20 protein-coding genes are annotated in these 19,775 nt (G+C 71.4%); 9 read left to right on the top strand and 11 right to left on the bottom strand.

The window, feature by feature from the left end; genetic code table 11:
* Positions 1-10: 10 nt before the first annotated feature.
* Positions 11-2,641: an ATP-dependent helicase HrpB gene (hrpB, locus tag AC1PK7_RS01480; RefSeq protein ID WP_481099627.1), complete on the top strand. Its 2,631-nt coding sequence runs from the start codon at positions 11-13 to the stop codon at positions 2,639-2,641.
* A 115-nt stretch (positions 2,642-2,756) separates the two neighbouring features.
* Positions 2,757-3,167, top strand: coding sequence for a hypothetical protein (locus AC1PK7_RS01475; RefSeq protein ID WP_019800810.1), 411 nt, complete (start codon positions 2,757-2,759; stop codon positions 3,165-3,167).
* A gap of 192 nt (positions 3,168-3,359) precedes the next feature.
* On the opposite strand, the gene AC1PK7_RS01470 is transcribed toward AC1PK7_RS01475, so the two are convergent.
* Together AC1PK7_RS01470 and AC1PK7_RS01465 are read right to left on the bottom strand one after the other, a co-directional pair.
* Positions 3,360-3,896, bottom strand: coding sequence for a pseudouridine synthase (locus tag AC1PK7_RS01470; protein WP_019800809.1), 537 nt, complete (start codon positions 3,894-3,896; stop codon positions 3,360-3,362).
* Between the two features lie 85 nt (positions 3,897-3,981).
* The gene (locus tag AC1PK7_RS01465) at positions 3,982-4,839 is read right to left on the bottom strand and encodes a class I SAM-dependent methyltransferase (protein ID WP_481099626.1); all 858 of its coding nucleotides are present in this window, start codon (positions 4,837-4,839) and stop codon (positions 3,982-3,984) included.
* 174 nt (positions 4,840-5,013) lie between these two features.
* Between AC1PK7_RS01465 and AC1PK7_RS01460 the strand changes: the two genes are divergently transcribed.
* The 3 genes from AC1PK7_RS01460 to AC1PK7_RS01450 all read left to right on the top strand — a co-directional run bounded on the left by AC1PK7_RS01460 (position 5,014) and on the right by AC1PK7_RS01450 (position 8,085).
* Positions 5,014-5,973 carry an aldo/keto reductase gene (locus tag AC1PK7_RS01460; protein WP_481099625.1) on the top strand — a complete coding sequence of 320 codons (960 nt, stop codon included), beginning with the start codon at positions 5,014-5,016 and terminating at the stop codon, positions 5,971-5,973.
* Positions 5,970-7,007 carry an NADP-dependent oxidoreductase gene (locus tag AC1PK7_RS01455; RefSeq protein WP_481099624.1) on the top strand — a complete coding sequence of 346 codons (1,038 nt, stop codon included), beginning with the start codon at positions 5,970-5,972 and terminating at the stop codon, positions 7,005-7,007. Before AC1PK7_RS01460 ends, AC1PK7_RS01455 begins: the two co-directional genes overlap by 4 nt.
* 208 nt (positions 7,008-7,215) lie before the next feature.
* Positions 7,216-8,085 (top strand): IclR family transcriptional regulator domain-containing protein, encoded by an 870-nt coding sequence (locus AC1PK7_RS01450; RefSeq protein WP_209245249.1) that lies wholly within the window; start codon positions 7,216-7,218, stop codon positions 8,083-8,085.
* On the opposite strand, the gene AC1PK7_RS01445 is transcribed toward AC1PK7_RS01450, so the two are convergent.
* The gene (locus AC1PK7_RS01445) at positions 7,979-9,283 is read right to left on the bottom strand and encodes an MFS transporter (protein WP_481099623.1); all 1,305 of its coding nucleotides are present in this window, start codon (positions 9,281-9,283) and stop codon (positions 7,979-7,981) included. The genes AC1PK7_RS01450 and AC1PK7_RS01445 overlap by 107 nt on opposite strands.
* A 105-nt stretch (positions 9,284-9,388) precedes the next feature.
* Here AC1PK7_RS01445 and AC1PK7_RS01440 point away from each other — a divergent pair, with 105 nt between their 5' ends.
* Entirely contained in the window at positions 9,389-9,835 is a 447-nt protein-coding gene (locus tag AC1PK7_RS01440) for a winged helix-turn-helix transcriptional regulator (protein ID WP_010343711.1), read from the top strand.
* A gap of 16 nt (positions 9,836-9,851) precedes the next feature.
* Here the strand turns inward: AC1PK7_RS01440 and pcaC are convergent, their stop codons facing one another.
* The 8 genes from pcaC to AC1PK7_RS01400 all read right to left on the bottom strand — a co-directional run bounded on the left by pcaC (position 9,852) and on the right by AC1PK7_RS01400 (position 16,516).
* Positions 9,852-10,244: a 4-carboxymuconolactone decarboxylase gene (pcaC, locus tag AC1PK7_RS01435; protein WP_019799518.1), complete on the bottom strand. Its 393-nt coding sequence runs from the start codon at positions 10,242-10,244 to the stop codon at positions 9,852-9,854.
* A gap of 39 nt (positions 10,245-10,283) precedes the next feature.
* Positions 10,284-11,063, bottom strand: a complete 780-nt coding sequence (gene pcaD / locus AC1PK7_RS01430) for a 3-oxoadipate enol-lactonase (protein ID WP_481099622.1) — start codon at positions 11,061-11,063, stop codon at positions 10,284-10,286.
* 112 nt (positions 11,064-11,175) lie between these two features.
* The gene (locus AC1PK7_RS01425) at positions 11,176-12,528 is read right to left on the bottom strand and encodes a 3-carboxy-cis,cis-muconate cycloisomerase (RefSeq protein WP_481099621.1); all 1,353 of its coding nucleotides are present in this window, start codon (positions 12,526-12,528) and stop codon (positions 11,176-11,178) included.
* Positions 12,529-12,594: 66 nt separating this feature from the next.
* The gene (gene pcaG, locus AC1PK7_RS01420; protein WP_481099620.1) at positions 12,595-13,152 is read right to left on the bottom strand and encodes a protocatechuate 3,4-dioxygenase subunit alpha; all 558 of its coding nucleotides are present in this window, start codon (positions 13,150-13,152) and stop codon (positions 12,595-12,597) included.
* 4 nt (positions 13,153-13,156) lie between these two features.
* Positions 13,157-13,876, bottom strand: coding sequence for a protocatechuate 3,4-dioxygenase subunit beta (gene pcaH / locus AC1PK7_RS01415; protein WP_017908147.1), 720 nt, complete (start codon positions 13,874-13,876; stop codon positions 13,157-13,159).
* 86 nt (positions 13,877-13,962) lie between these two features.
* Positions 13,963-15,171, bottom strand: a complete 1,209-nt coding sequence (gene pcaF / locus AC1PK7_RS01410) for a 3-oxoadipyl-CoA thiolase (RefSeq protein WP_481099619.1) — start codon at positions 15,169-15,171, stop codon at positions 13,963-13,965.
* Positions 15,168-15,839 carry a 3-oxoacid CoA-transferase subunit B gene (locus AC1PK7_RS01405; protein WP_481099618.1) on the bottom strand — a complete coding sequence of 224 codons (672 nt, stop codon included), beginning with the start codon at positions 15,837-15,839 and terminating at the stop codon, positions 15,168-15,170. The genes pcaF and AC1PK7_RS01405 overlap by 4 nt, the downstream gene beginning before the upstream one ends.
* Complete coding sequence (locus AC1PK7_RS01400; protein ID WP_481099617.1) at positions 15,827-16,516, bottom strand: 3-oxoacid CoA-transferase subunit A; 690 nt, start codon at positions 16,514-16,516, stop codon at positions 15,827-15,829. The genes AC1PK7_RS01405 and AC1PK7_RS01400 overlap by 13 nt, the downstream gene beginning before the upstream one ends.
* Positions 16,517-16,843: 327 nt before the next feature.
* Between AC1PK7_RS01400 and AC1PK7_RS01395 the strand changes: the two genes are divergently transcribed.
* Genes AC1PK7_RS01395 through AC1PK7_RS01385 form a run of 3 tightly spaced genes read left to right on the top strand, consistent with a single transcriptional unit; the run spans position 16,844 to position 19,735 of the window.
* The gene (locus AC1PK7_RS01395) at positions 16,844-17,920 is read left to right on the top strand and encodes an aromatic ring-hydroxylating dioxygenase subunit alpha (RefSeq protein ID WP_209245259.1); all 1,077 of its coding nucleotides are present in this window, start codon (positions 16,844-16,846) and stop codon (positions 17,918-17,920) included.
* 29 nt (positions 17,921-17,949) lie between these two features.
* The gene (locus AC1PK7_RS01390) at positions 17,950-18,699 is read left to right on the top strand and encodes a GntR family transcriptional regulator (protein WP_481099616.1); all 750 of its coding nucleotides are present in this window, start codon (positions 17,950-17,952) and stop codon (positions 18,697-18,699) included.
* Between the two features lie 52 nt (positions 18,700-18,751).
* Positions 18,752-19,735, top strand: coding sequence for a PDR/VanB family oxidoreductase (locus AC1PK7_RS01385; protein ID WP_481099615.1), 984 nt, complete (start codon positions 18,752-18,754; stop codon positions 19,733-19,735).
* The last annotated feature ends 40 nt before the right edge of the window (positions 19,736-19,775 follow it).

Genomic DNA, 19,775 nt, shown 5'->3' with positions numbered 1-19,775 from the left:
TCCTTTGCCGATGACGTCCGCCGTGTTTCCGATCGATCCACTGCTGCCGCAACTCCGCGACAGCCTCGCCGCCCATCCGCGCCTGGTGCTGGAAGCCCCGCCCGGCGCCGGCAAGACCACCCAGGTGCCGCCGGCGCTGCTCGACGCGCCCTGGCTGCAGGGCCGGCGCATCGTGATGCTGGAACCGCGCCGGGTCGCCGCGCGCAGTGCCGCCACCTTCATGGCCCGGCAGCGCGGCGAAGCGCCGGGTGAGACGGTGGGCTACCGCATCCGCTTCGAGAACAAGGTGTCCGCACGCACCCGCATCGAGGTGGTCACCGAGGGCATCCTGACCCGCATGCTGCAGGACGACCCGATGCTCGACGGGGTCGGCGCGTTGCTGTTCGACGAGTTCCACGAGCGCCACCTGGCCGCGGACCTGGGCCTGGCGCTGGCCCTGGACGTGCAGGCGCAGGTGCGCGAGGACCTGCGCATCGTGGTGATGTCGGCCACCCTGGACGGCGAGCGCCTGGCGCAGTTCCTCGACGCCCCGCGACTGTCCAGCGCCGGGCGCAGCTTCCCGGTGGAAATCGCGCACTTCCCGGCGCGACGCGAGGAATCGCTGGAAGCGCAGGCCCGGCGTGCGGTGGAGCATGCGCTGCAGCAGCATCCGGGCGATGTGCTGGTGTTCCTGCCCGGGCAGCGCGAGATCGGGCGGGTGCAGGCGGCGCTGGAGGCGGCGGGGGTTGGGGGTGGTGCGGATATAAGCCCGCGCGTAACTTCGGCGGGCACAGACCCCGTCGCTACCCCAGCCGGCACCGCCTCTGGCGCACCCTCATCCGGCGCTGCGCGCCACCTTCTCCCGCAGGGAGAAGGGAGCGGGGTCGAGGTCTTGCCGCTGCACGGCGAGTTGCCGGTGGAGCAGCAGACCAAGGTGTTGCAGCCCGATCCGCAGGGGCGGCGGCGCGTGGTGCTGGCGACCAACGTCGCCGAGTCTTCGGTGACGCTGCCCGGGGTGCGCGTGGTGATCGACGCCGGGCTGGCGCGCGAGCCGCACTACGATCCCAACAGCGGCTTCTCGCGACTGGACGTGGCCGCCATCGCGCAGGCCTCGGCCGACCAGCGCGCCGGCCGCGCCGGCCGCGTCGCCAGCGGCTGGGCCTACCGACTGTGGCCGCAGTCGCAGCGCCTGGAGGCGCAACGCCGCGCCGAGATCCTGCAGGTGGAACTGGCCGGGCTGGCGCTGGAACTGGCCGCTTGGGGCAGCGATGGGCTGCGCTTCGTCGATCCGCCGCCGCCCGGCGCGCTGGCCGCCGCCCGCGAGTTGCTGCAGCGGCTGGGCGCACTCGGCGCGAACGGGACTATCACCGCCAGTGGCCGACGCATGCTCGCGCTGGGCACGCATCCGCGTCTGGCGGCGATGCTGCTGGCCGCGGGCAATGCGCGCGCGCAGGCGCTGGCCTGCGACCTCGCCGCGCTGATCGAAGCGCGCGATCCGCTGCGCCAGGGCGGCGACGCACTGGCCGCGCGCTGGCGCGCCCTGGCCGCGTTCCGCCGCGGCCGCGTGCCGCACGACGCCAACCGCGGCGCGCTGGCGGCGATCGACGCGGCGGCCAAGCAGTGGCGGCGGCGCCTGCGCAGCGACGCCGCCGCGCCGGACAGCGTGGAGGCGCACGAACTCGGCGATCTGCTGGCGCACGCCTTTCCCGACCGCATCGGCACCCGCCATCCCAGCGATCCGCTGCGCTACCTGCTGTCCAACGGCCGCAGCGCGCGCCTGTTCGACAACAGCGACCTGCGCGGCGAACCGTGGCTGGTCGTCACCGAGCTGCGCCACGAGGCCAAGGACGCGCTGCTGCTGCGCGCCGCGCCGGTGGACGAGCGCTACCTGCGCGCGCAGTTCCCGCAGCGCTTCGCGCAGGAGGACGTGGTGCGCTGGGATGCCGAGCGGCGCGCACTGAGTGCGCTGCGCGAGACCCGCTTCGACCGCATCGTGCTCGACAGTCGCCCCGCCGGCCGCGTAGCACCGGCACAGGCGGCCGCGGCGCTGACCGAGGCGGTGCGCGAGCTGGGACTGCAGGCGCTGCCCTGGAGCGAGGGTCTGACGCAGTGGCGCGCGCGGGTGGCCGGGCTGCGCCAGTGGATGCCGGAACTGGACCTGCCGGACCTGGGCGATGCCGCGTTGCTGGACAGCCTCGACGACTGGCTGCGTCCGGCCTTCGCCGGCAAGACCCGGCTCGACGCGCTGAGCGAGGACGAACTGGGCGAGGCACTGAAGGCACGGCTGCCGTGGGACCGGCGCCAGGCCATCGACCGCCATGCCCCGGTGCGCATCGCGGTGCCCTCGGGCATGGAACGGCGCATCGACTACAGCCTGGACCATGCCGGGCAGCCGCAGCCGCCGGTGCTGGCGGTCAAGCTGCAGGAACTGTTCGGCCTGGCCGACACCCCGCGCATCGCCGACGGCCGCGTGCCGTTGCTGCTGCACCTGCTCTCGCCCGGCGGGCGGCCGCTGCAGGTCACCCAGGACCTGCGCAATTTCTGGTCCAGCACCTATCCGGAAGTGAAGAAGGAAATGAAGGGTCGCTACCCGCGCCACCCGTGGCCGGACGACCCGTGGACCGCCACCGCCAGCCACCGCGCCAAGCCGCGCGGCACCTAGCGGGTCAGGCGCACCGCATTCAGCGGGCAGACGAATCCACGGCGCTGCGCTAACGCCCCGTATACGGAATGCGGGCGACACTGCAGCCCTTCATTCCTGCCAGTAGGGGACGCCCATGAGCAAGCTGACCATCATCACCGACCGCGCCCTGGATCTCGCCAGCCACGCCGGCGACAGCCTCAAGCACTTCGGCCCGCAGGCGAACAAGTGGCTGCAGTCGGGCAAGGCGGTGGGTGCGCTCAAGGCGGGCGCTGCGCTGGGTGCGGTGAAGACCGGCACCAAGGTCGCGCGCACTGCAGTGCGCCGCAACCCGGCCGTGGCAATCGCCGCCGCCGCGGTGGGCGTGGGCCTGCTGGGTTACGCCATCTACCGCAAGCGCCAGCGCGACAAGGGTGCGCCGATCGAAGGCAATGCCCAGCGCATCGAAGCGGCCAACAAGCGCGGCAATGTCGGTGCGCGCCGCAGCGCCGCCAGCACCCGTGGCACGCGCCGCACCGCGGCCGCGCAGGACGCCACCGAAGAGTGAACTGCGCGCGCGGCCTGACGGTCGTCGCAGTGCCATACGCAGCGATCGGGAGAGATCCCGGTCGCTTTTTTATGGATTCGCTGCAGCCATGCGCCTCTAGTGTAGGAGCGGCTTCAGCCGCGACCGAAAAGCATCGGTAACGCCTCGGTCGCGGCTGAAGCCGCTCCTACGCGTCGCGCGGCAACGCACGCATTACAGCGCGCGCCACGCGCCCGGTGCCAGTCCGTCCAGGCGGTGCGCGCCCATCGCCGCGCGCACCAGGCGCAGCGTCGGCAGGCCGACCGCGGCGGTCATCCGCCGCACCTGGCGGTTGCGGCCTTCGCGCAACACCACCTGCAGCCAGGCATCGGGCACGCTCTTGCGGAAGCGCACCGGCGGATCGCGCGGCCATAGCGAGGGCGCCGCCTCCAGCAACGTCACCTCTGCCCGCGCGGTCGGCCCATCGTTCAACAGCACACCGTCGCGCAGGCGCTGCAGTTGTTCCGGTTGCGGCGCGCCTTCCACCTGCACCCAGTAGGTCTTGGGCTGCTTGTGCCGCGGATCGGTAAGACGGTGCGCCAATGCGCCATCGTCGGTCAGCAGCAGCAGGCCCTCGCTGTCGTAGTCCAGGCGTCCGGCCGCGTACACGTCGGCGGGCAGGCCAAACTCGGCCAGGGTGCGCCGCGGCGGCGTGCTGCGGTCGGTGAACTGGCACAGCACGTTGAAGGGCTTGTTGAAAGCGATCAGCATCGGCGGGAACGGCGGCGGGCCTGCGCCGCACGGCGCGGCGCAGGCATTGTCCCATGCGTCCGCGCCGCGTCGCCGGTGCGCCGGCTCAGCGCTTGACGAACTTCAGGGTCATCCGGTCGCTCTCGCCGATCGCCTGGTACTTGGCGTCGTCGGCGGCCTCGTGCTGGTTGCTCGGCGGCAGCGTCCACACACCGCCCGGATAATCCTTGGTGTCGCGCGGATTGGCGTTGACCTCGCTCTTGCCGGCCAGCTTGAAGCCGGCCGCCTCGGCCATGGCGATCACCTGCGCCTGGCCGACATAGCCGCTCTTGTCGTCGGCCGGCACGTCGGCCTTCGCACGGTGCTCGACCACGCCGAGCACGCCACCGGGCTTGAGCACGTTGTAGAAGCCCTTGAACATGCCCTCGGCCTGGCCAGCCATGCGCCAGTTGTGCACGTTGCGGAAGGTCAGCACCAGGTCGGCCGAGCCGGGCGGGCCGAACACCGGTGCGTTCGGCGCATAGGCGACGATGCGCGCGTGGTCGTACTGCGCCGGCGCCGCGGCGAACTTCTGCTCCAGGCCGGCGCGCGCCTTCTGCTGGTAATCGCGGCCGCGGCCTTCCGGCACGGCCGCCGGATCGACCACCGCGGCGATGTACTGCCCGCGCTCGCGCAGGTACGGCGCCAGGATCTCGGAATACCAGCCGCTGCCCGGAGTGACCTCGATCACCGTCTGGGTCGGCTTGATGCCGAAGAACGCCAGGGTCTGGCCGGGATGACGGTAGGCGTCGCGGGCGACGTTGGCGCGGTCGCGCCAGTTGCCGTCGATCGCCGTCTGCAACGCGGCGTCCGGCGCCGGCAGCGTCGCGGTATCGGCGGGCTTGATCGCCTGCGCCGCTGGAGCGAGCAAGGCAGTGGCGACGGCCAGGGTGCAGGCGCAGGCGAGCGAGGTTCGAAGCGTCATGGCAGGCATCCGCAAGAGAGGTGGCGCGAGCCTAGCACGCGGCTCGATACCGACGAATGTTGCGCTTCCGTTAGCGCGAATCACGTCTACAGAACGATGTTTTCGCGAGCATTTGACGACCGCCCAACCCATGGCGACTATCCTGTCGCCTCCCCCCACAGTGGAACGTTTTCCATGCTGCACACGCGCGAACTCGGCCGCTCCGGCCTGCATGCGGCACCGCTGGCGTTCGGCGGCAACGTGTTCGGCTGGAGCGCCGACGCCAAGACCTCCTTCGCCCTGCTCGATGCCTTCGTCGAGGCCGGCTGCAATCTCATCGACACCGCCGACATCTACTCGGCCTGGGTCACCGGCAACCACGGCGGCGAATCGGAAACGCTGATCGGGCAGTGGCTCAAGCGCAGCGGCAAGCGCGACAAGGTGCTGATCGCGACCAAGGTCGGCAAGTGGGCCGAACGCCCGGGCCTGTCGGCCGACAACATCGCCGCCGCCGCGGAGGACTCGCTGCAGCGCCTGCAGACCGACGTCATTGATCTGTACCAGGCACACGAAGACGACGACTCCGTGCCGCTGGAAGCGACGCTGGCAGCGTTCGGGCGCTTGATCGAACAGGGCAAGGTGCGCGCGATCGGCGCCTCCAACTACGGCGCCGCGCGACTGCGCGAAGCCCTGAACGTCTCCGCACAGTACGGCCTGCCGCGCTACGAGACGCTGCAGCCGGAATACAACCTCTACGACCGCGCCGGTTACGAGGCCGAACTGGAACCGCTGGTGCGCGAACAGGGCCTGGGCGTGCTGTGCTACTACGCGCTGGCCAGCGGCTTCCTCAGCGGCAAGTACCGCCGCGCCGAAGACGCCGGCAAGAGCCAGGCGCGCGGCGCCAGCGTGGTCGCGCGCTATCTCAATGCGCGCGGCCTGCGCATCCTCGCCGCACTCGACGACATCGCCGGCAAGCATGCCGCCACGCCCACGCAGGTGGCGCTGGCCTGGCTGATGGCGCGGCCCGGCATCGTCGCGCCGATCGCCAGCGCGACCAGCCTGGAGCAACTGCAGGACCTGCTCGCTGCGGCGCGCCTGCAGCTGTCGGCCGAGGACATCGCGCAATTGAATACCGCAAGTGAGGAAACCGCATGACCGCCCCCACCCAGACCACCCGCATCGTGCTCGCCTTGCGCCCGCAGGGCGCGCCGGGCACCGACAACTTCCGCACCGAACAGGCGTCACTCGAAGCGCCGGGCCCCGGCCAGGTACTGCTGCGCAATCGCTGGCTATCGCTGGACCCGTACATGCGCGGGCGCATGAGCGATGCGCCCTCCTACGCGCCGCCGGTGCAACTGGGCGAGACCATGGTCGGCAGCACCGTGGCCGAGGTGCTGCAATCCAACTCCCCCGACCACGCGCCGGGCGATCTGGTGCTGGTGCAGAACGGCGGCTGGCAGACCCATCTGGTCGTCGACGGCGCCAGCCTGCGGCGCAAGCTCGATCCCAACTCGCCGCTGCCGCCGAGCACCGCGCTCGGCGTGTACGGCATGCCCGGCTTCACCGCCTATGCCGGCCTGCACGAAATCGGCAAGCCGCAGCCGGGCGAGACCGTGGCGGTCGCCGCGGCCACCGGCCCGGTCGGCGCCACCGTGGCCCAGATCGCCAAACTGCGCGGGGCGAAGGTAATCGCCATCGCCGGTGGCGTGGAAAAATGCCGCTATTTGCGCGAGGAACTGGGCGTGGATGTGGCCCTGGACCACCGCGCCAAGGACTTCGCCGAGCAGTTGCGCGCCGCCGCGACCGACGGCATCGATGTGTACTTCGAGAATGTCGGCGGCCACGTGTTCGACGCGGTGCTGCCGCTGCTCAACGACTTCGCCCGCGTGCCGGTGTGCGGCACCATCGCCACCTACAACGCCAACGGCGCGCTGCCGCCGGGGCCGGATCGGTTGCCGGCGCTGATGGGCCAGGTGCTGCGCCAGCGCCTGACCCTGCGCGGCTTCATCGTCGGCGACTTCGTCAAACTGTATCCGGAGTTCCTGCGCGAGATGGGCGCCTGGCTGGCCGATGACCGCGTGCGCTACCGCGAACACGTCGTCGACGGCCTGGAGAATGCGCCGCAGGCCTTCATCGACATGCTGAGCGGCGGCAACTTCGGCAAGCTGGTGGTGCGGCTGGGCGACTGAGGCCGGCCGAAGCTCGAACCCTCGTAGGAGCGGCTTCAGCCGCGACCGGGCGTTCCCGGGAGCGCCGGGTCGCGGCTGAAGCCGCTCCTACAAGAATCGTGGATGTTCATCCGCTACTTGGTGGATGACGATGCTCGCGCACATCGCGGCATCGACGCCCACTGATGCAACCACTACCATCGGACGCATCGCCGCCGCCGCCGCTTCCATGTCCGATTCCCCGCGTCCTCCTCGCGCACGCCGCACCGCGCGTGCCGCTACCGCTCCCACCCCGCCCGAGCGCGGCCTGGCCGCGGAGCTGATGCGGCGCATCGGCGAATGCGAAGGCGATCCGAACTTCATGACCTCGCTGGCGCGCGGCCTGGCCGTGCTCAGCGCCTTCGGCCAGCACAGCCGTGACGTCAGCATGGCCCAACTCAGCGCCGACACCGGCATCCCGCGCGCGGCGGTGCGGCGCGTGCTGTACACGCTGGAGAAGCTCGGCTACGCCGGCACCCACGGCCGCGGCTACGTGCTGCTGCCGCGCGCGCTGGGCATCGGCAGCGGTTATCTGTCCACCGCCGCGCTGTCGGTGGCGGCGCAGCCGGTGCTGGATGCGCTGCGCGACGACCTGCACGAATCCTGCTCGCTGGGCGTGCTCGACGGCGACGACCTGCTGTATGTGGCACGTGCGGAAACCGTGCGCATCATGTCGATCGGCCTGCGCGCCGGCAGCCGCCTGCCGGCCTACTGCACCTCGATGGGCCGGGTGCTGCTGGCGGCGCAGCCGGGCGACACCTTGAACAGCTACCTGGAGCGCAATCCGCTGCGCCCGCGCACCGAGCGCACCGTCACCGACCGCGCGCAGTTCCAGGCCCTGCTCGAGCGCGTGCAGCGCGACGGCTATGCGGTCGTCGACCAGGAACTGGAGATCGGCCTGCGCTCGGTGGCGGTGCCGGTACGCAACCGCCAGGACCGCGTGGTCGCCGCGCTCAATGTCGGCAGCTCGGTGGCACGGATGACCCTGGGCAGCCTGCAGAGCACGGTGTTGCCGGCACTGCGGCAGGCGGCACAGCGCCTGAGCCGGGTGCTGGACTGAGCGCCGCGGGCGCCGCGCCGAGCCGCCGCGTCGCCCACCAGAACAGCAGCGCCAGCAGGCTGACCGCCGCCCCCAGGCGGCACACGCCGGTCCAACCCGCCTGGGCATAGGTCGCGGTCGTGCCGATCGCGCCCAGTCCGCTGCCCACCGCGTAGAACAGCATGTACAGGCCGATCAGCCGGCCATGCGCGTGCGGCCGGCCGCGCAGGATCATGCTCTGGCTGGTGACGTGCACGGCCTGCCCGGCCAGGTCGAGCAGGACGATGCCGAGCAGCAGCGCGGCCAGCGAGTGCGGCAGCCACGACAGCGGCCACCAGGCCAGCACCAACACCACCAGCGCCGCGGCGCTGGTGCGCTGGGCATGGCCGCGGTCGGCCCAGCGTCCGGCCCGCGCGGCCGCCAGCGCACCGACCGCGCCGGCCAGACCGAAGGCGCCGATGGCGGTGTGCGAGAACGCGTACGGCGGTGCGCGCAATGGCAGCACCAGCGCGCTCCAGAAGATGTTGAACGCCGCGAACATCAACAGCGCCAGCACGCCGCGCACCTGCAACACACGCTCCTGCCGCAGCAGCGTCAGCATGGATGCGATCAGGCGCAGATAGCGCAGTGGCTGCGGCGGCACCGGCAGCGCCGGCAACCAGCGCCACAGCGGCAACGCGAGTGCCAGCATCAGCACCGCGGCACCCGCATACACCCCGCGCCAGCCTGCCAGGTCGCTGACGGCGCCGGCGAACACCCGCGCCAGCAACAGGCCGATGAACACACCGCCCTGCGCCGCGCCGACCACCCGCCCCTGCTCCTGCGGCGCCGCGGCGCTGGCGGCATAGGCGATCAAGCCCTGGGTCATCGCCGTGCCCAGCATGCCGACGGCGAGCATGCCGGCCAGCAACACCGGCGCCGACCGCGCCACGCTCACCGCGACCAGCGCCGCGACCAATCCCAGCGCCTGCACTGCCATCAGACGCCGACGCTCCACCAGGTCGCCCAGCGGCACCAGCAACAGCAGGGCCAGCGCGCAGCCGACCTGGGCGGCGCTGACCACGCCGCCCACCGCTGCCGGGCCGATGCGGAAATCCGCTGCCAGCGCATCCAGCAGCGGCTGCGCGTAATAGACGTTGGCCACGCTCAGGCCGCTGGCAATGGCGAACAGCCAGACCAGACGACGCGGCATGGAGTGCACGGCGGTGACGGAGTGCATGATCGAAGATTCGCCCATTCCAGTTTCAAAACGAAACTTGTTTCAGGCTAGGCCGATAGGTTTTAAAATGCAACCACTGCCGCCGAGCGCCGACCGGAAACGCCGATGCCGTCCCGCCCTGCCCTGCCCGCGTCGCCCTGCCCGGTGGCGCGCAGCGCCGACCTGATCGGCGACCGCTGGTCGCTGCTGATCGTGCGCGATGCCTTCGATGGGGTGCGCCGCTTCGGCGACTTCCAGCGCAGCCTGGGCATGGCCCGCAACATCCTGGCCGACCGGCTGCGCAAGCTGGTCGAGGCCGGCATCCTGGAGACGCGCGAGGCGTCGGACGGCAGCGCCTATCGCGAGTACGCGCTGAGCGCCAAGGGCGAGGACCTGTTCGCGGTGGTGCTGGCGCTGCGGCAGTGGGGCGAACGGCATCTGTTCGACCACGGCGAGCGCCATTCGGTGCTGATCGACACGCGCAGCGGCAAGCCGGTCGCGCGCATGCAGCCGCGCGCCGCCGATGGCACGCGGCTGAGCCCGGCGGTCACCGAAGTGCGTAAGGTGCGCTGAGCGCGCGCGGCGCGCGCTATGCGCCGCCTTCGGCAGCCTGCTCGGCCAGGATCGGCGCGGCCAGGGCGAAGGCGTGGTTGGCCGCGGGCACGCCGCAATAGATCGCGGCCTGCAGCAGCACTTCCTTGATCTCGTCGGCGCTGACGCCGTTGTTGCGTGCGGCGCGCACGTGCAGCTTGAACTCTTCGTCGTGGCCGCGCGCCACCATCATCGCCAGGGTCAGCAGCGAGCGCGTGTGCCGCGGCAGGCCCTCGCGGGTCCACACCGTGCCCCAGGCGGTGCGGGTGATGAACTCCTGGAATTCCTCGGTGAACGGCGTGCGTGCGGCCAGCGAGCGGTCGACGTGGGCATCGCCGAGCACCGCGCGGCGCACCTGCAGGCCGGCGGCGTAGCGTTCGTTTTCGTGCATCGGGGCGACTCCTGAAACGTGGGGAAAAACGGGTACTGGCTACTGCAGCAGGAAGCGCAGCAGCGCATCGTTGAAGGCGTGCGGCGACTCGACGTTGCACAGGTGGCGGCCGTGCACCTCGGCATCCTCGCCCTGCGCCACCTGCGCGGCGATGGCCTGCAGATCGGCCGGCGGACACACCGGATCGTCGTGCCCGGCCACGGCCAGCACCGGCACGCGGATCTCGCCCAGGCGCGCGCGGAAGTCGGCCTCGGCCAGCGCCTGGCAGCAGCCGATGTAGGCCTGCGCATCGGTGGCGCGGAAGCTGTCCAGGATCGCCTCGACGGTGGCCGGCTGCGCCTCGGCGAAGGCCGCGGTGAACCAGCGCGTGCGGGTGCCGTCGCACAGCGGCGCCAGGCCCTCGGCGCGCACTTGCTCGATGCGCGCCTGCCAGCTCTCGGCGCTGCCGATTTTAGCCGCGGTGGCGCACAGGGCGAGGCTGAGCAGGCGCTCGCCCGCGTGCAGGCCCAGCCACTGTCCGGTCAGCCCACCGATCGACAGGCCGCAGAAATGGCTGCGCTCGATCGACAGCGCATCCCAGAGCGCCACCACGTCGCCGCCGAGGTCGGCGATGGCATAGGGCGCCGGCGGGGTGGTGGACGCGCCATGGCCGCGACGGTCGTAGCGCAGCACGCGGAAGTGCGGCGACAGCGCGGCGATCTGCGCGTCCCACATGTGCAGGTCGGTGCCGAGCGAGTTGCACAGGGTCAGCCACGGACGGCCTTCGCTGCCGTCGATGCGGTAATGCAGACGATGCGTGGGCAGGTCGAGGATGGGCATGGGCGGCGCTCGCAGGGAAAGTGGAAGGGGCCGTCGCGGCGGGGAACCGGACGGCAGCCGCAAGTCTAGAACGTGCCGCCCACGCTGCGGCAGGCCGGCACGGCGCTGCGCCTCACCCGCGCGCCTGCGCGGCGAGCACGCGCTCGATCCACACCACGGCCATGCCGCGCCAGCTGTCGCTGGCGAACAGCGCATCCAGTTGCGCCGACGCCAGCACCGCGGTCACCTGCGGTTCCTCGGCCAGCACCACGCGCAAATGCTGCTGCGTGGCCAGCGCACGACGTACCGCCGTTTCCACCAACGCGTGCGCGGCGGCCTTGCCCAGGTGCGCAGCCAGGGTCACCGCCACCGCCTCGGCGTAGAGCAGGCCGCCGTGGCTGTCCAGATGCGCGGCCATGCGCGCACGGTCCAGTTCCAGGCCCTCGGCCAGCACCCGCACCTGCGCCAGGCTGCCGGCGCTCAGACGCACCAGTTCCGGCAGGGTCTCCCATTCGGCATGCCAACCGCCGACCGCGCGCTCGTGTTCCTGCGGCAACGCCGCGAACAGGGTCGCGAGCAGGCCGGGCGCGCGCGTGGCCGCGGCGATCGCGACCACGCAGCCGACCGGATTGCGCTTGTGCGGCATCGCCGAGGAGCCGCCCTTGCCCGCCGCCGCCGGCTCGAACGCCTCGGCCACTTCCGACTGCATCAGCAGGGCAACGTCGCGGCCGATCTTGCCGAGGCTGCCGGCGAGCAGCGCGAACGCCGCGCCGATCTCGCCGATCCGGTCGCGCGCCGCATGCCAGGGCAGCGCCGGCAACGGCAGGCGCAACTCCGCCGCCAGCGCCTCGGCTACCGCCAGGCCCTGCGACTGCAGCGCGGCCAGGGTGCCGGCGGCACCGCCGAACTGCAGCACCAGGGCATCCTCGCGCAGCGCCTGCAGGCGCCGGCGGCTGCGCTGCAGCGCGTCCAGCCAGCCTGCGGCCTTCAATCCGAAGGTCACCGGCACCGCCTGCTGCAACAAGGTGCGCCCGGGCAGGCCGGTGTCGCGCTCGCGCTGCGCCAACGCCGCCACCGCCGTGCACAGCGCGTCCAGTTGCGCTTCCACGTGGTCGAGCGCGGCGCGCAGTTGCAGCACCGCGCCGCTGTCGATGATGTCCTGGCTGGTCGCACCCCAGTGCACCCAGCGCGCGGCGTCTTCATCGGCGGCGGCGACCTGCGCGGTGAGCGCCTTGACCAAGGGAATGGCCGGATTGCCGGCCAGCGCGGTGGCGGCGGCGAGCGCAGGCAGGTCGTAGCGCGCGGCATCGCAGGCGGCGGCGATCGGCGCCGCTGCGTCGGCCGGGATCACGCCGCAGCGTGCCTGCGCGCGTGCCAGCGCTGCTTCCACGTCGAGCATGGCCTGCAGGCGCGCGCGGTCGTCGAACAGCGCATCGACGGCCGGATCGCCGAACAGCGGACGCAACAGGGACTCGGAGACGCTCATCGGTTCGTAGGCGGTGGAGAGATCATGCAGCGTAACCGCTGCGGCCTGTGCGGGATGTCGCCGCGCTCAGTAGCGGAAGAATACGGTCTCGTGCTCGCCCTGCATGCGCACGTCCCACTGGTAGCGATTGGGCGCCTGCGGTTGCGCGATCAGGGTGGCGCGGCGCTCGGCCGGCACCTGCGCCAGGATCGCGTCGCCGTCCAGGTCGTCGTCGCCGAAGTACAGCCGTGTCGGCGCGGCGCGCAGCAGGCCGCGCATGAACACCAGCACCACCAGGTGCGGCGCCTGCAGGCCCTTGGGCCCGGCGACGCGCCCGGGCTTGATCGTGCGAAACGCGAAGCGGCCCTGCGCGTCGGTCGGTACCCGGCCCCAGCCGTGGAAGGCGGGATCGTGTTCGCCGCGGCGCGGATCGGCGGCATGGTCGTAGATGCCGGCGGCATCGGCCTGCCAGATCTCCAGCAGCGCATCGCCGACCGGCACGCCGTTGCCGTCGAAGACGCTGCCGACGATCTCCACGTGGGTGCCCTGCGCCTGCGCCGGCGCGATCTCGGTGCGGTACAGCGGCTCCAGCCCGATGCGGTAGTAGGGGCCGACCGTCTGCGAAGGGGTTGCCTGGAAACTCATCGCCTCACTCCCAAGGGGTCTGCTTGCGTCCGCGCAGGACGATGTCGAAACGGTAGCCCAGCGCGAACTCGTTGGCGGTGGTCTCCCAGTCGAACGCGGAGACCATGCGCTCGCGCGCCTTGGGGTCCTCCACGCAGTTGAAGATCGGGTCGAACGCCAGCAGCGGGTCGCCAGGGAAATACATCTGCGTGACCAGGCGCTGGCCGATGCCGTCGCCGTGCAGCGAGAAATGGATGTGCGCCGGGCGCCAGGCGTTGTAGTGGTTGCGCCACGGATAGGCGCCGGGCTTGATGGTGGTGAAGCGGTAGCGGCCGTGGTCGTCGGTCAGCACCTGGCCGGTACCGGTGAAGTTGGGATCCAGCGGTGCGTCGTGCTGATCGCCGGCGTGCAGGTAGCGGCCGGCGGCGTTGCACTGCCACACCTCGACCACGCTGTTGCGCACCGGCTTGCCGTTCTCGTCGAGCAGGCGCCCGCTGACGATGATGCGCTCGCCCAGCGGCGCGCCGGGGAAACCGGCGGTGAGATCGGCGGCGTGTTCGCCGAGGGTGGTGCGGTCCAGGGTCGGGCCGGTGGCTTCGGACAGGGTCAGCGGGATCGCGATCGGGTCGCGGGTCGGGCCGCGTGCGCCGGTGGAGGCGTAGGGCGGGTGCAAATAGGCCGGCTGCGTCCCGGGGTACGGGCGCCGATAGCCGAGCAGGGGATCGATGGGGGTGTCGTCGCGCATCGTGCGGTCTCGCTGGCTCCACGCGGAGCCGGTTGGCTGGAAGGATGATGCAGGCGTGCGGGGCGCAGCGTCGATGGGGCGAGCGGCTACAGCCGCTCGATCGCCAGCGCCACCCCCTGGCCGACGCCGATGCACATGGTCGCCAGGCCGCGGCGGCCACCGCTGGCCTCGAGCTGGCGCAGCAGGGTCAGGGCGAGGCGCGCACCGCTCATGCCCAGCGGATGACCGAGCGCGATCGCGCCGCCGTTGGCATTGACGTGCGCGGCATCGTCGGCGACGCCGAGTTCGCGCAGACAGGCCAGGCCCTGCGCGGCAAACGCCTCGTTGAGTTCGATCGCATCGAAGTCGCCGATGGACAGCCCCAGCCGCGCCAGCAGCTTGCGCGTGGCCGGCACCGGGCCGATGCCCATGTAGGCCGGCTCCACGCCGGCACTGGCGAAGCCCAGCACGCGTGCGCGCGGGGTCAGGCCCAGCGCCTGCACCTGCGCGTCGCTGGCCAGCAGCAGCGCGGCGGCGCCATCGTTGATGCCCGAGGCATTGCCGGCGGTGACGGTGCCGGGCTGGCGGAAGATCGGCTTGAGCCTGGCCAGCGCCTCGAGGGTGGTGTCGGCGCGCGGATGCTCGTCGACACCGACCTCGACGGTCTCGCCGCGCTTCCTGCCCGGCGCGGTCACCGGCACGATCTCGCCGTCGAAGAAGCCGGCGGCCTGCGCAGCGGCGGTGCGCTGCTGGCTACGCAGGGCGAAGGCATCCTGGTCCTCGCGCGAGATGCCGTAGCGTGCGGCCACGTTCTCGGCGGTCTCGCCCATCAGCTCCACGCCATACAGTTGCTGCAGCTTCGGATTGACGAAGCGCCAGCCCATGGTGGTGTCTTCGAGCTGCTGGTTGCGGGCGAAGGCGCTGTCGGCCTTGCCCATCACCCACGGCGCGCGCGACATCGACTCGACGCCGCCGGCAATCGCCAAACCCAGCTCGCCGGCGCGGATGCCGCGTGCGACGGTGCCGATGGCATCCAGGCCGGAACCGCACAGGCGGTTGACCGTGCTGCCCGGCACGCCGAACGGCAGGCCCGCCAGCAGCAGGCTCATGCGCGCGACGTTGCGGTTGTCCTCGCCGGCCTGGTTGGCACAGCCCAGGTAGACGTCGTCGAGTTGCGCCGGATCCAGCTGCGGCTGCCGCGCCAGCAGCGCCTGCAGCGGCACCGCACCGAGGTCGTCCGCGCGCACCCCGGCCAGGGCGCCGCCGTAGCGGCCGATCGGCGTGCGGACGCCGTCGATGATGTAGGCCTCGGTCATGCCGCCTCCGTGGAATCGGCCAGGGTCAGCGCCAGCCCGGTGGCCTGGCGCAGGTCGTCCAGGCTCACGCCCGGGACCAGTTCGAGCACGCGCGCGCCGTCCGGCCCCAGCGCGAACACGCCCAGGTCGGTGTACACCCGCGACACGCAGCGCAGCCCGGTCAACGGATAGCTGCACGCGTCGACCAGCTTGGGTTCGCCGCGCTTGGTCAGCAGTTCCATCATCACGTAGACCTGCTTGGCGCCGATCGCCAGATCCATCGCACCGCCGACCGCGGGGATCGCATCGGCCGCGCCGGTGTTCCAGTTGGCCAGGTCGCCATGCACCGACACCTGGAACGCGCCGAGCACGCACACGTCCAGGCGTCCGCTGCGCATCATCGCGAACGAGTCGGCGTGGTGGAAATAGCAGCCGCCGGTCAACAGCGTCACCGGCTGCTTGCCGGCGTTGATCAGGTCCAGGTCCTCCTGCCCCGGCGGCGGCGCCGGCCCCATGCCGAGCAGGCCGTTCTCGCTGTGCAGGAAGATCTCCTTGTCCGCCGGCAGGAAGTTGGCCACCGCGGTCGGCTGGCCGATGCCCAGGTTGACGTAGGCGCCCTCGGGGATGTCGCGCGCCACCCGTGCGGCCAGCGCGTTGCGGTCGATGCCGCGCCCGTTCAATGCGTGCATGCGTCCTCCTGCGCGGTGCGCACCGCCACCAGCCGTTGCACGAAGATGCCCGGGGTCACCACCGCTTCCGGATCCAGCGCGCCTAGCTCCACCACCTTTTCCACCTGCACGATCGCGCAGGTCGCGGCCATCGCCATCAGCGGGCCGAAGTTGCGCGCGGTCTTGCGGTACACCAGGTTGCCCCAGCGGTCGCCGTGGTGCGCCTTGATCAGCGCGAAATCGGCGCGGATCGGATACTCCAGCACGTATTGGCGGCCGTCGATCTCGCGGGTCTCCTTGCCGGCGGCCAGCTCGGTGCCGTAGCCGGTCGGGGTGAAGATCGCGCCCAGGCCGTTGCCGGCGGCATGGATGCGTGCGGCCAGGTTGCCCTGCGGCACCAGTTCCAGTTCCAGCTCGCCGGCGCGGTAGGCCGCGTCGAAGTGCTGCGAGTCGCTCTGCCGCGGGAACGAGCACACGATCTTGCGTACGCGCTTGTGCTTGATCAGCGCGGCCAGACCGGTCTCGCCGTTGCCGGCATTGTTGTTGACGATGGTCAGTTCGCGCGCGCCCTGCGCGATCAGCGCATCGATCAGCGCATCGGGCATGCCCGCGGTGCCGAAGCCGCCGATCATCACTGTGGCGCCATCGTGGATGTCGGCCACCGCCGCAGCGCACGAGTCCAGGGTCTTGTCGATCATCGGCGCCGCTCCGCCGTCGCCGGCCAGGGGCGCAGCGCACAGGGGCGCAGGCGCATTACGGGGTCTGCCACGACATCCTCCTCCAGGTCGCTTCGGGAGGCCACGTTAGGCCCGCTCCGGCGGGCGGTCAATCCGATTATCGGATGCTCAGTTCGATAAACGAACAATTTAACGCCATGGCAACGGCGTGCCGGTCCCGCCCTGTTGTATACATTCCATCGTCGCCCCGCATCGGGCGACGGCGCGATGGCATTACGCATTCGCCATCGGCCCGCAACACGCAAGGATCTTCCCCAGCCTGTTGTATACACAATCGAGGTCGCCGCCATGCAGTCGTCCGCTCCGGCATTTCCGCTCAATGCTTGGTACGCCATCGCCTGGGATCACGAGGTCAAGCACGCGCTGCTGCCGCGCAAGGTGTGCAATCTGGACATCGTGCTGTACCGCACCAGCAGCGGCCGCGTCGCCGCGCTCGAGGACGCCTGCTGGCATCGGCTGGTGCCGCTGTCGATGGGCCGGCTGCGCGGCGACGACGTGGTTTGCGGCTACCACGGCCTGGTCTACGACGCGAACGGGCGCTGCGTGCACATGCCCTCGCAGGACACCATCAATCCGTCCGCCTGCGTGCGCCGCTTCCCCACCGTGGAACGTCACCGCTACGTCTGGGTATGGCCGGGCGATGCGGCGCTGGCCGACCCCGCACTGGTGCCGGACCTGCACTGGAACGACGACCCGGCCTGGGCCGGCGACGGCCGCACCATCCACGTCAAGTGCGACTACCGGCTGGTGCTGGACAACCTGATGGACCTGACCCACGAGACCTTCGTGCACGGCTCCAGCATCGGCCAGGACGAGGTCGCCGAGGCGCCGTTCGACGTGGTCCACGGCGAACGCAGCACGGTGGTGTCGCGCTGGATGCTGGACATCGACCCGCCGCCGTTCTGGGCCTGGCAGATCGAACACGCGCACGGCTACCGCGGCAAGGTCGACCGCTGGCAGATCATTCGCTTCGAGGCGCCCTGCACCATCGCCATCGACGTCGGCGTGGCGGTGGCCGGCAGCGGTGCGCCGCAGGGCGATCGCTCGCGCGGGGTCAACGGCTACGTGCTCAACACCATCACCCCGGAAACCGACCGTACCTGTCACTACTTCTGGGCGTTCGTGCGCAACCACTCGCTGCACGAGCAATCGATCACCACGCGCCTGCGCGACGGCGTCACCGGCGTGTTCGGCGAGGACGAGCTGGTGCTGGAAGCGCAACAACGCGCCATCGACGCGCATCCGGACCATGTGTTCTACAACCTCAACGTCGACGCCGGCGGCATGTGGGCGCGGCGGCTGATCGAACGCATGGTCGCCGCCGAGCAGCGCAACCAGGACCTGCAGCTGCGCATGGTCGGATGAACCGCCGCCAGGATCCCGGAGCCACCGCCATGTCCGCCGCGCATCCGTTCCGCTCCAGTGCCGCCCAGACCACCCGCGCCCTGCTGGAAGTGCGCGAGCTGATCCTGGCCGGCGGCCTGCCGGCCGGCGAGCGCCTGTCCGAGGTCGCTCTGGTGGACCGCCTGGGCGTCTCGCGCACGCCGGTGCGCGCCGCGCTGCAGCGGCTGGCCGAGGAAGGCCTGGTGCAGCCGCTGCGTGGCGGCGGATACGCGGTGCAGGCGTTCGACGAGGCCGATGTGGACGACGCCATCGAACTGCGCGGCACCCTGGAAGGCCTGGCCGCGCGCCGCGCCGCCGAGCGCGGTGCCGAGCCGGCCTTGCTGGCGCGCGCGCAGGCGTTGCTGGCGCAGATCGACGCCGTCCTGGCGACGCGACCGCTGAGCGAGGATGCCTTTGCCCGCTATGTGGACTGCAACGCGCAGTGGCACGCCTTGCTGTTCGAGATGGCCGGCAGTGCGCTGCTCTCGCGCGAGTTCGCGCGCGTCGCGCAACTGCCGTTCGCCTCGCCCAGCAGCTTCGTGCTCGAGCGCGGCCAGGCCGCCACCGTGCTGTCGATCGCGCAGGACCAGCACCGCCAGGTGCTGGATGCGATCGTGCGCCGCGAAGGCGCACGCGCCGAAGCCTTGATGCGCGAACACGCGCGGCTGGCGCAGCGCAACGCGCATCACGCCCTGCACGACCAGAACGCACTGGGACAGATTCCCGGCAGCCGCCTGCTGCGGCGCCGTCCGCCCGCCTGATTGCGGCGTACGCCGCCTTCCCGCCTCCCCTTCCCGCCTGCCGGACCCCGCCATGCGCAAAGACACCCAGTGGACCACCGCCCGCGTCGTCGCCGTCGCCACGCCGTGCCAGGACGTGCGCGAGATCGTGCTCGATCCGGGCCCCGCCAGCCGCCCGTTCACCGTGGGCAGCCATCTCGACGTGCGCGTGCGCATCGGCGAGGCCTGGCACGAACGCTCCTACTCGCTGGTCGGCGAGCCTGCCGCCGATGGCCACTACCGCATCGCGGTGCGCGCGGTGCCCGACAGTCGCGGCGGTTCGCGCGCGATGTGGGCGCTGGCGCCGGGCGACCAACTGGAGATTTCCTCGCCCAACAACCATTTCGCCCTGGACGAGACCGCCGAGCACATCGTGCTGGTCGCCGGCGGCATCGGCATCACCCCGATCCTGGGCATGGCGCAGCGGCTGGCACGCGGGCGCATTCCGTTCCAGGTGCTCTACGCCGGCCGCAGCCGCGCCAGCATGGCCTATCTGGAGCGTCTGCAGGAACTGCTGGGCGAGCGCCTGCAGCTGTTCTGCCCGGAACACCTGGGCCAGCTCGAACTGGCCGCACAAATCGCACAATGGCCGCGCAACGCCGACGTCTACGCCTGCGGCCCGCTGCCGCTGCTGGACGAACTGCGGCAACGCTGGCGCGACGACGGCCGCGCCCGCGCGCGCCTGCACTTCGAGACCTTCGGCAACAGCGGCAACGCGCCGGCGCAGCCGTTCGTGGTGCAGGTGCCGGCGCTGGGCAAGACCGTGCAGGTGGCCGAGAACGAATCGCTGCTGGACGCGCTGAGCGCGGCCGGCGTGGAAGTCATGGCCGACTGTCGCCGCGGCGAATGCGGCCTGTGCGTGGTCGAAGTGCTGGATGCGGCCGCCCCGCTGGACCACCGCGACGTGTTCCTCAGCGACGAACAGCGCCACAGCAACCGCAAGCTGTGCGCCTGCGTCTCGCGTGCGCTCGGCGGCAGCGTCAGCATCGACACGGGCTACCGCGCCGACGCGTTCTGACGCCTGCGCGCATCCCCCTCTCAGCGCGCAGGCGCCGTCC

The sequence above is a fragment of the Xanthomonas sp. NCPPB 3174 genome, assembly GCF_056725205.1.
This window is presented reverse-complemented; position numbering and strand designations above follow the sequence as displayed.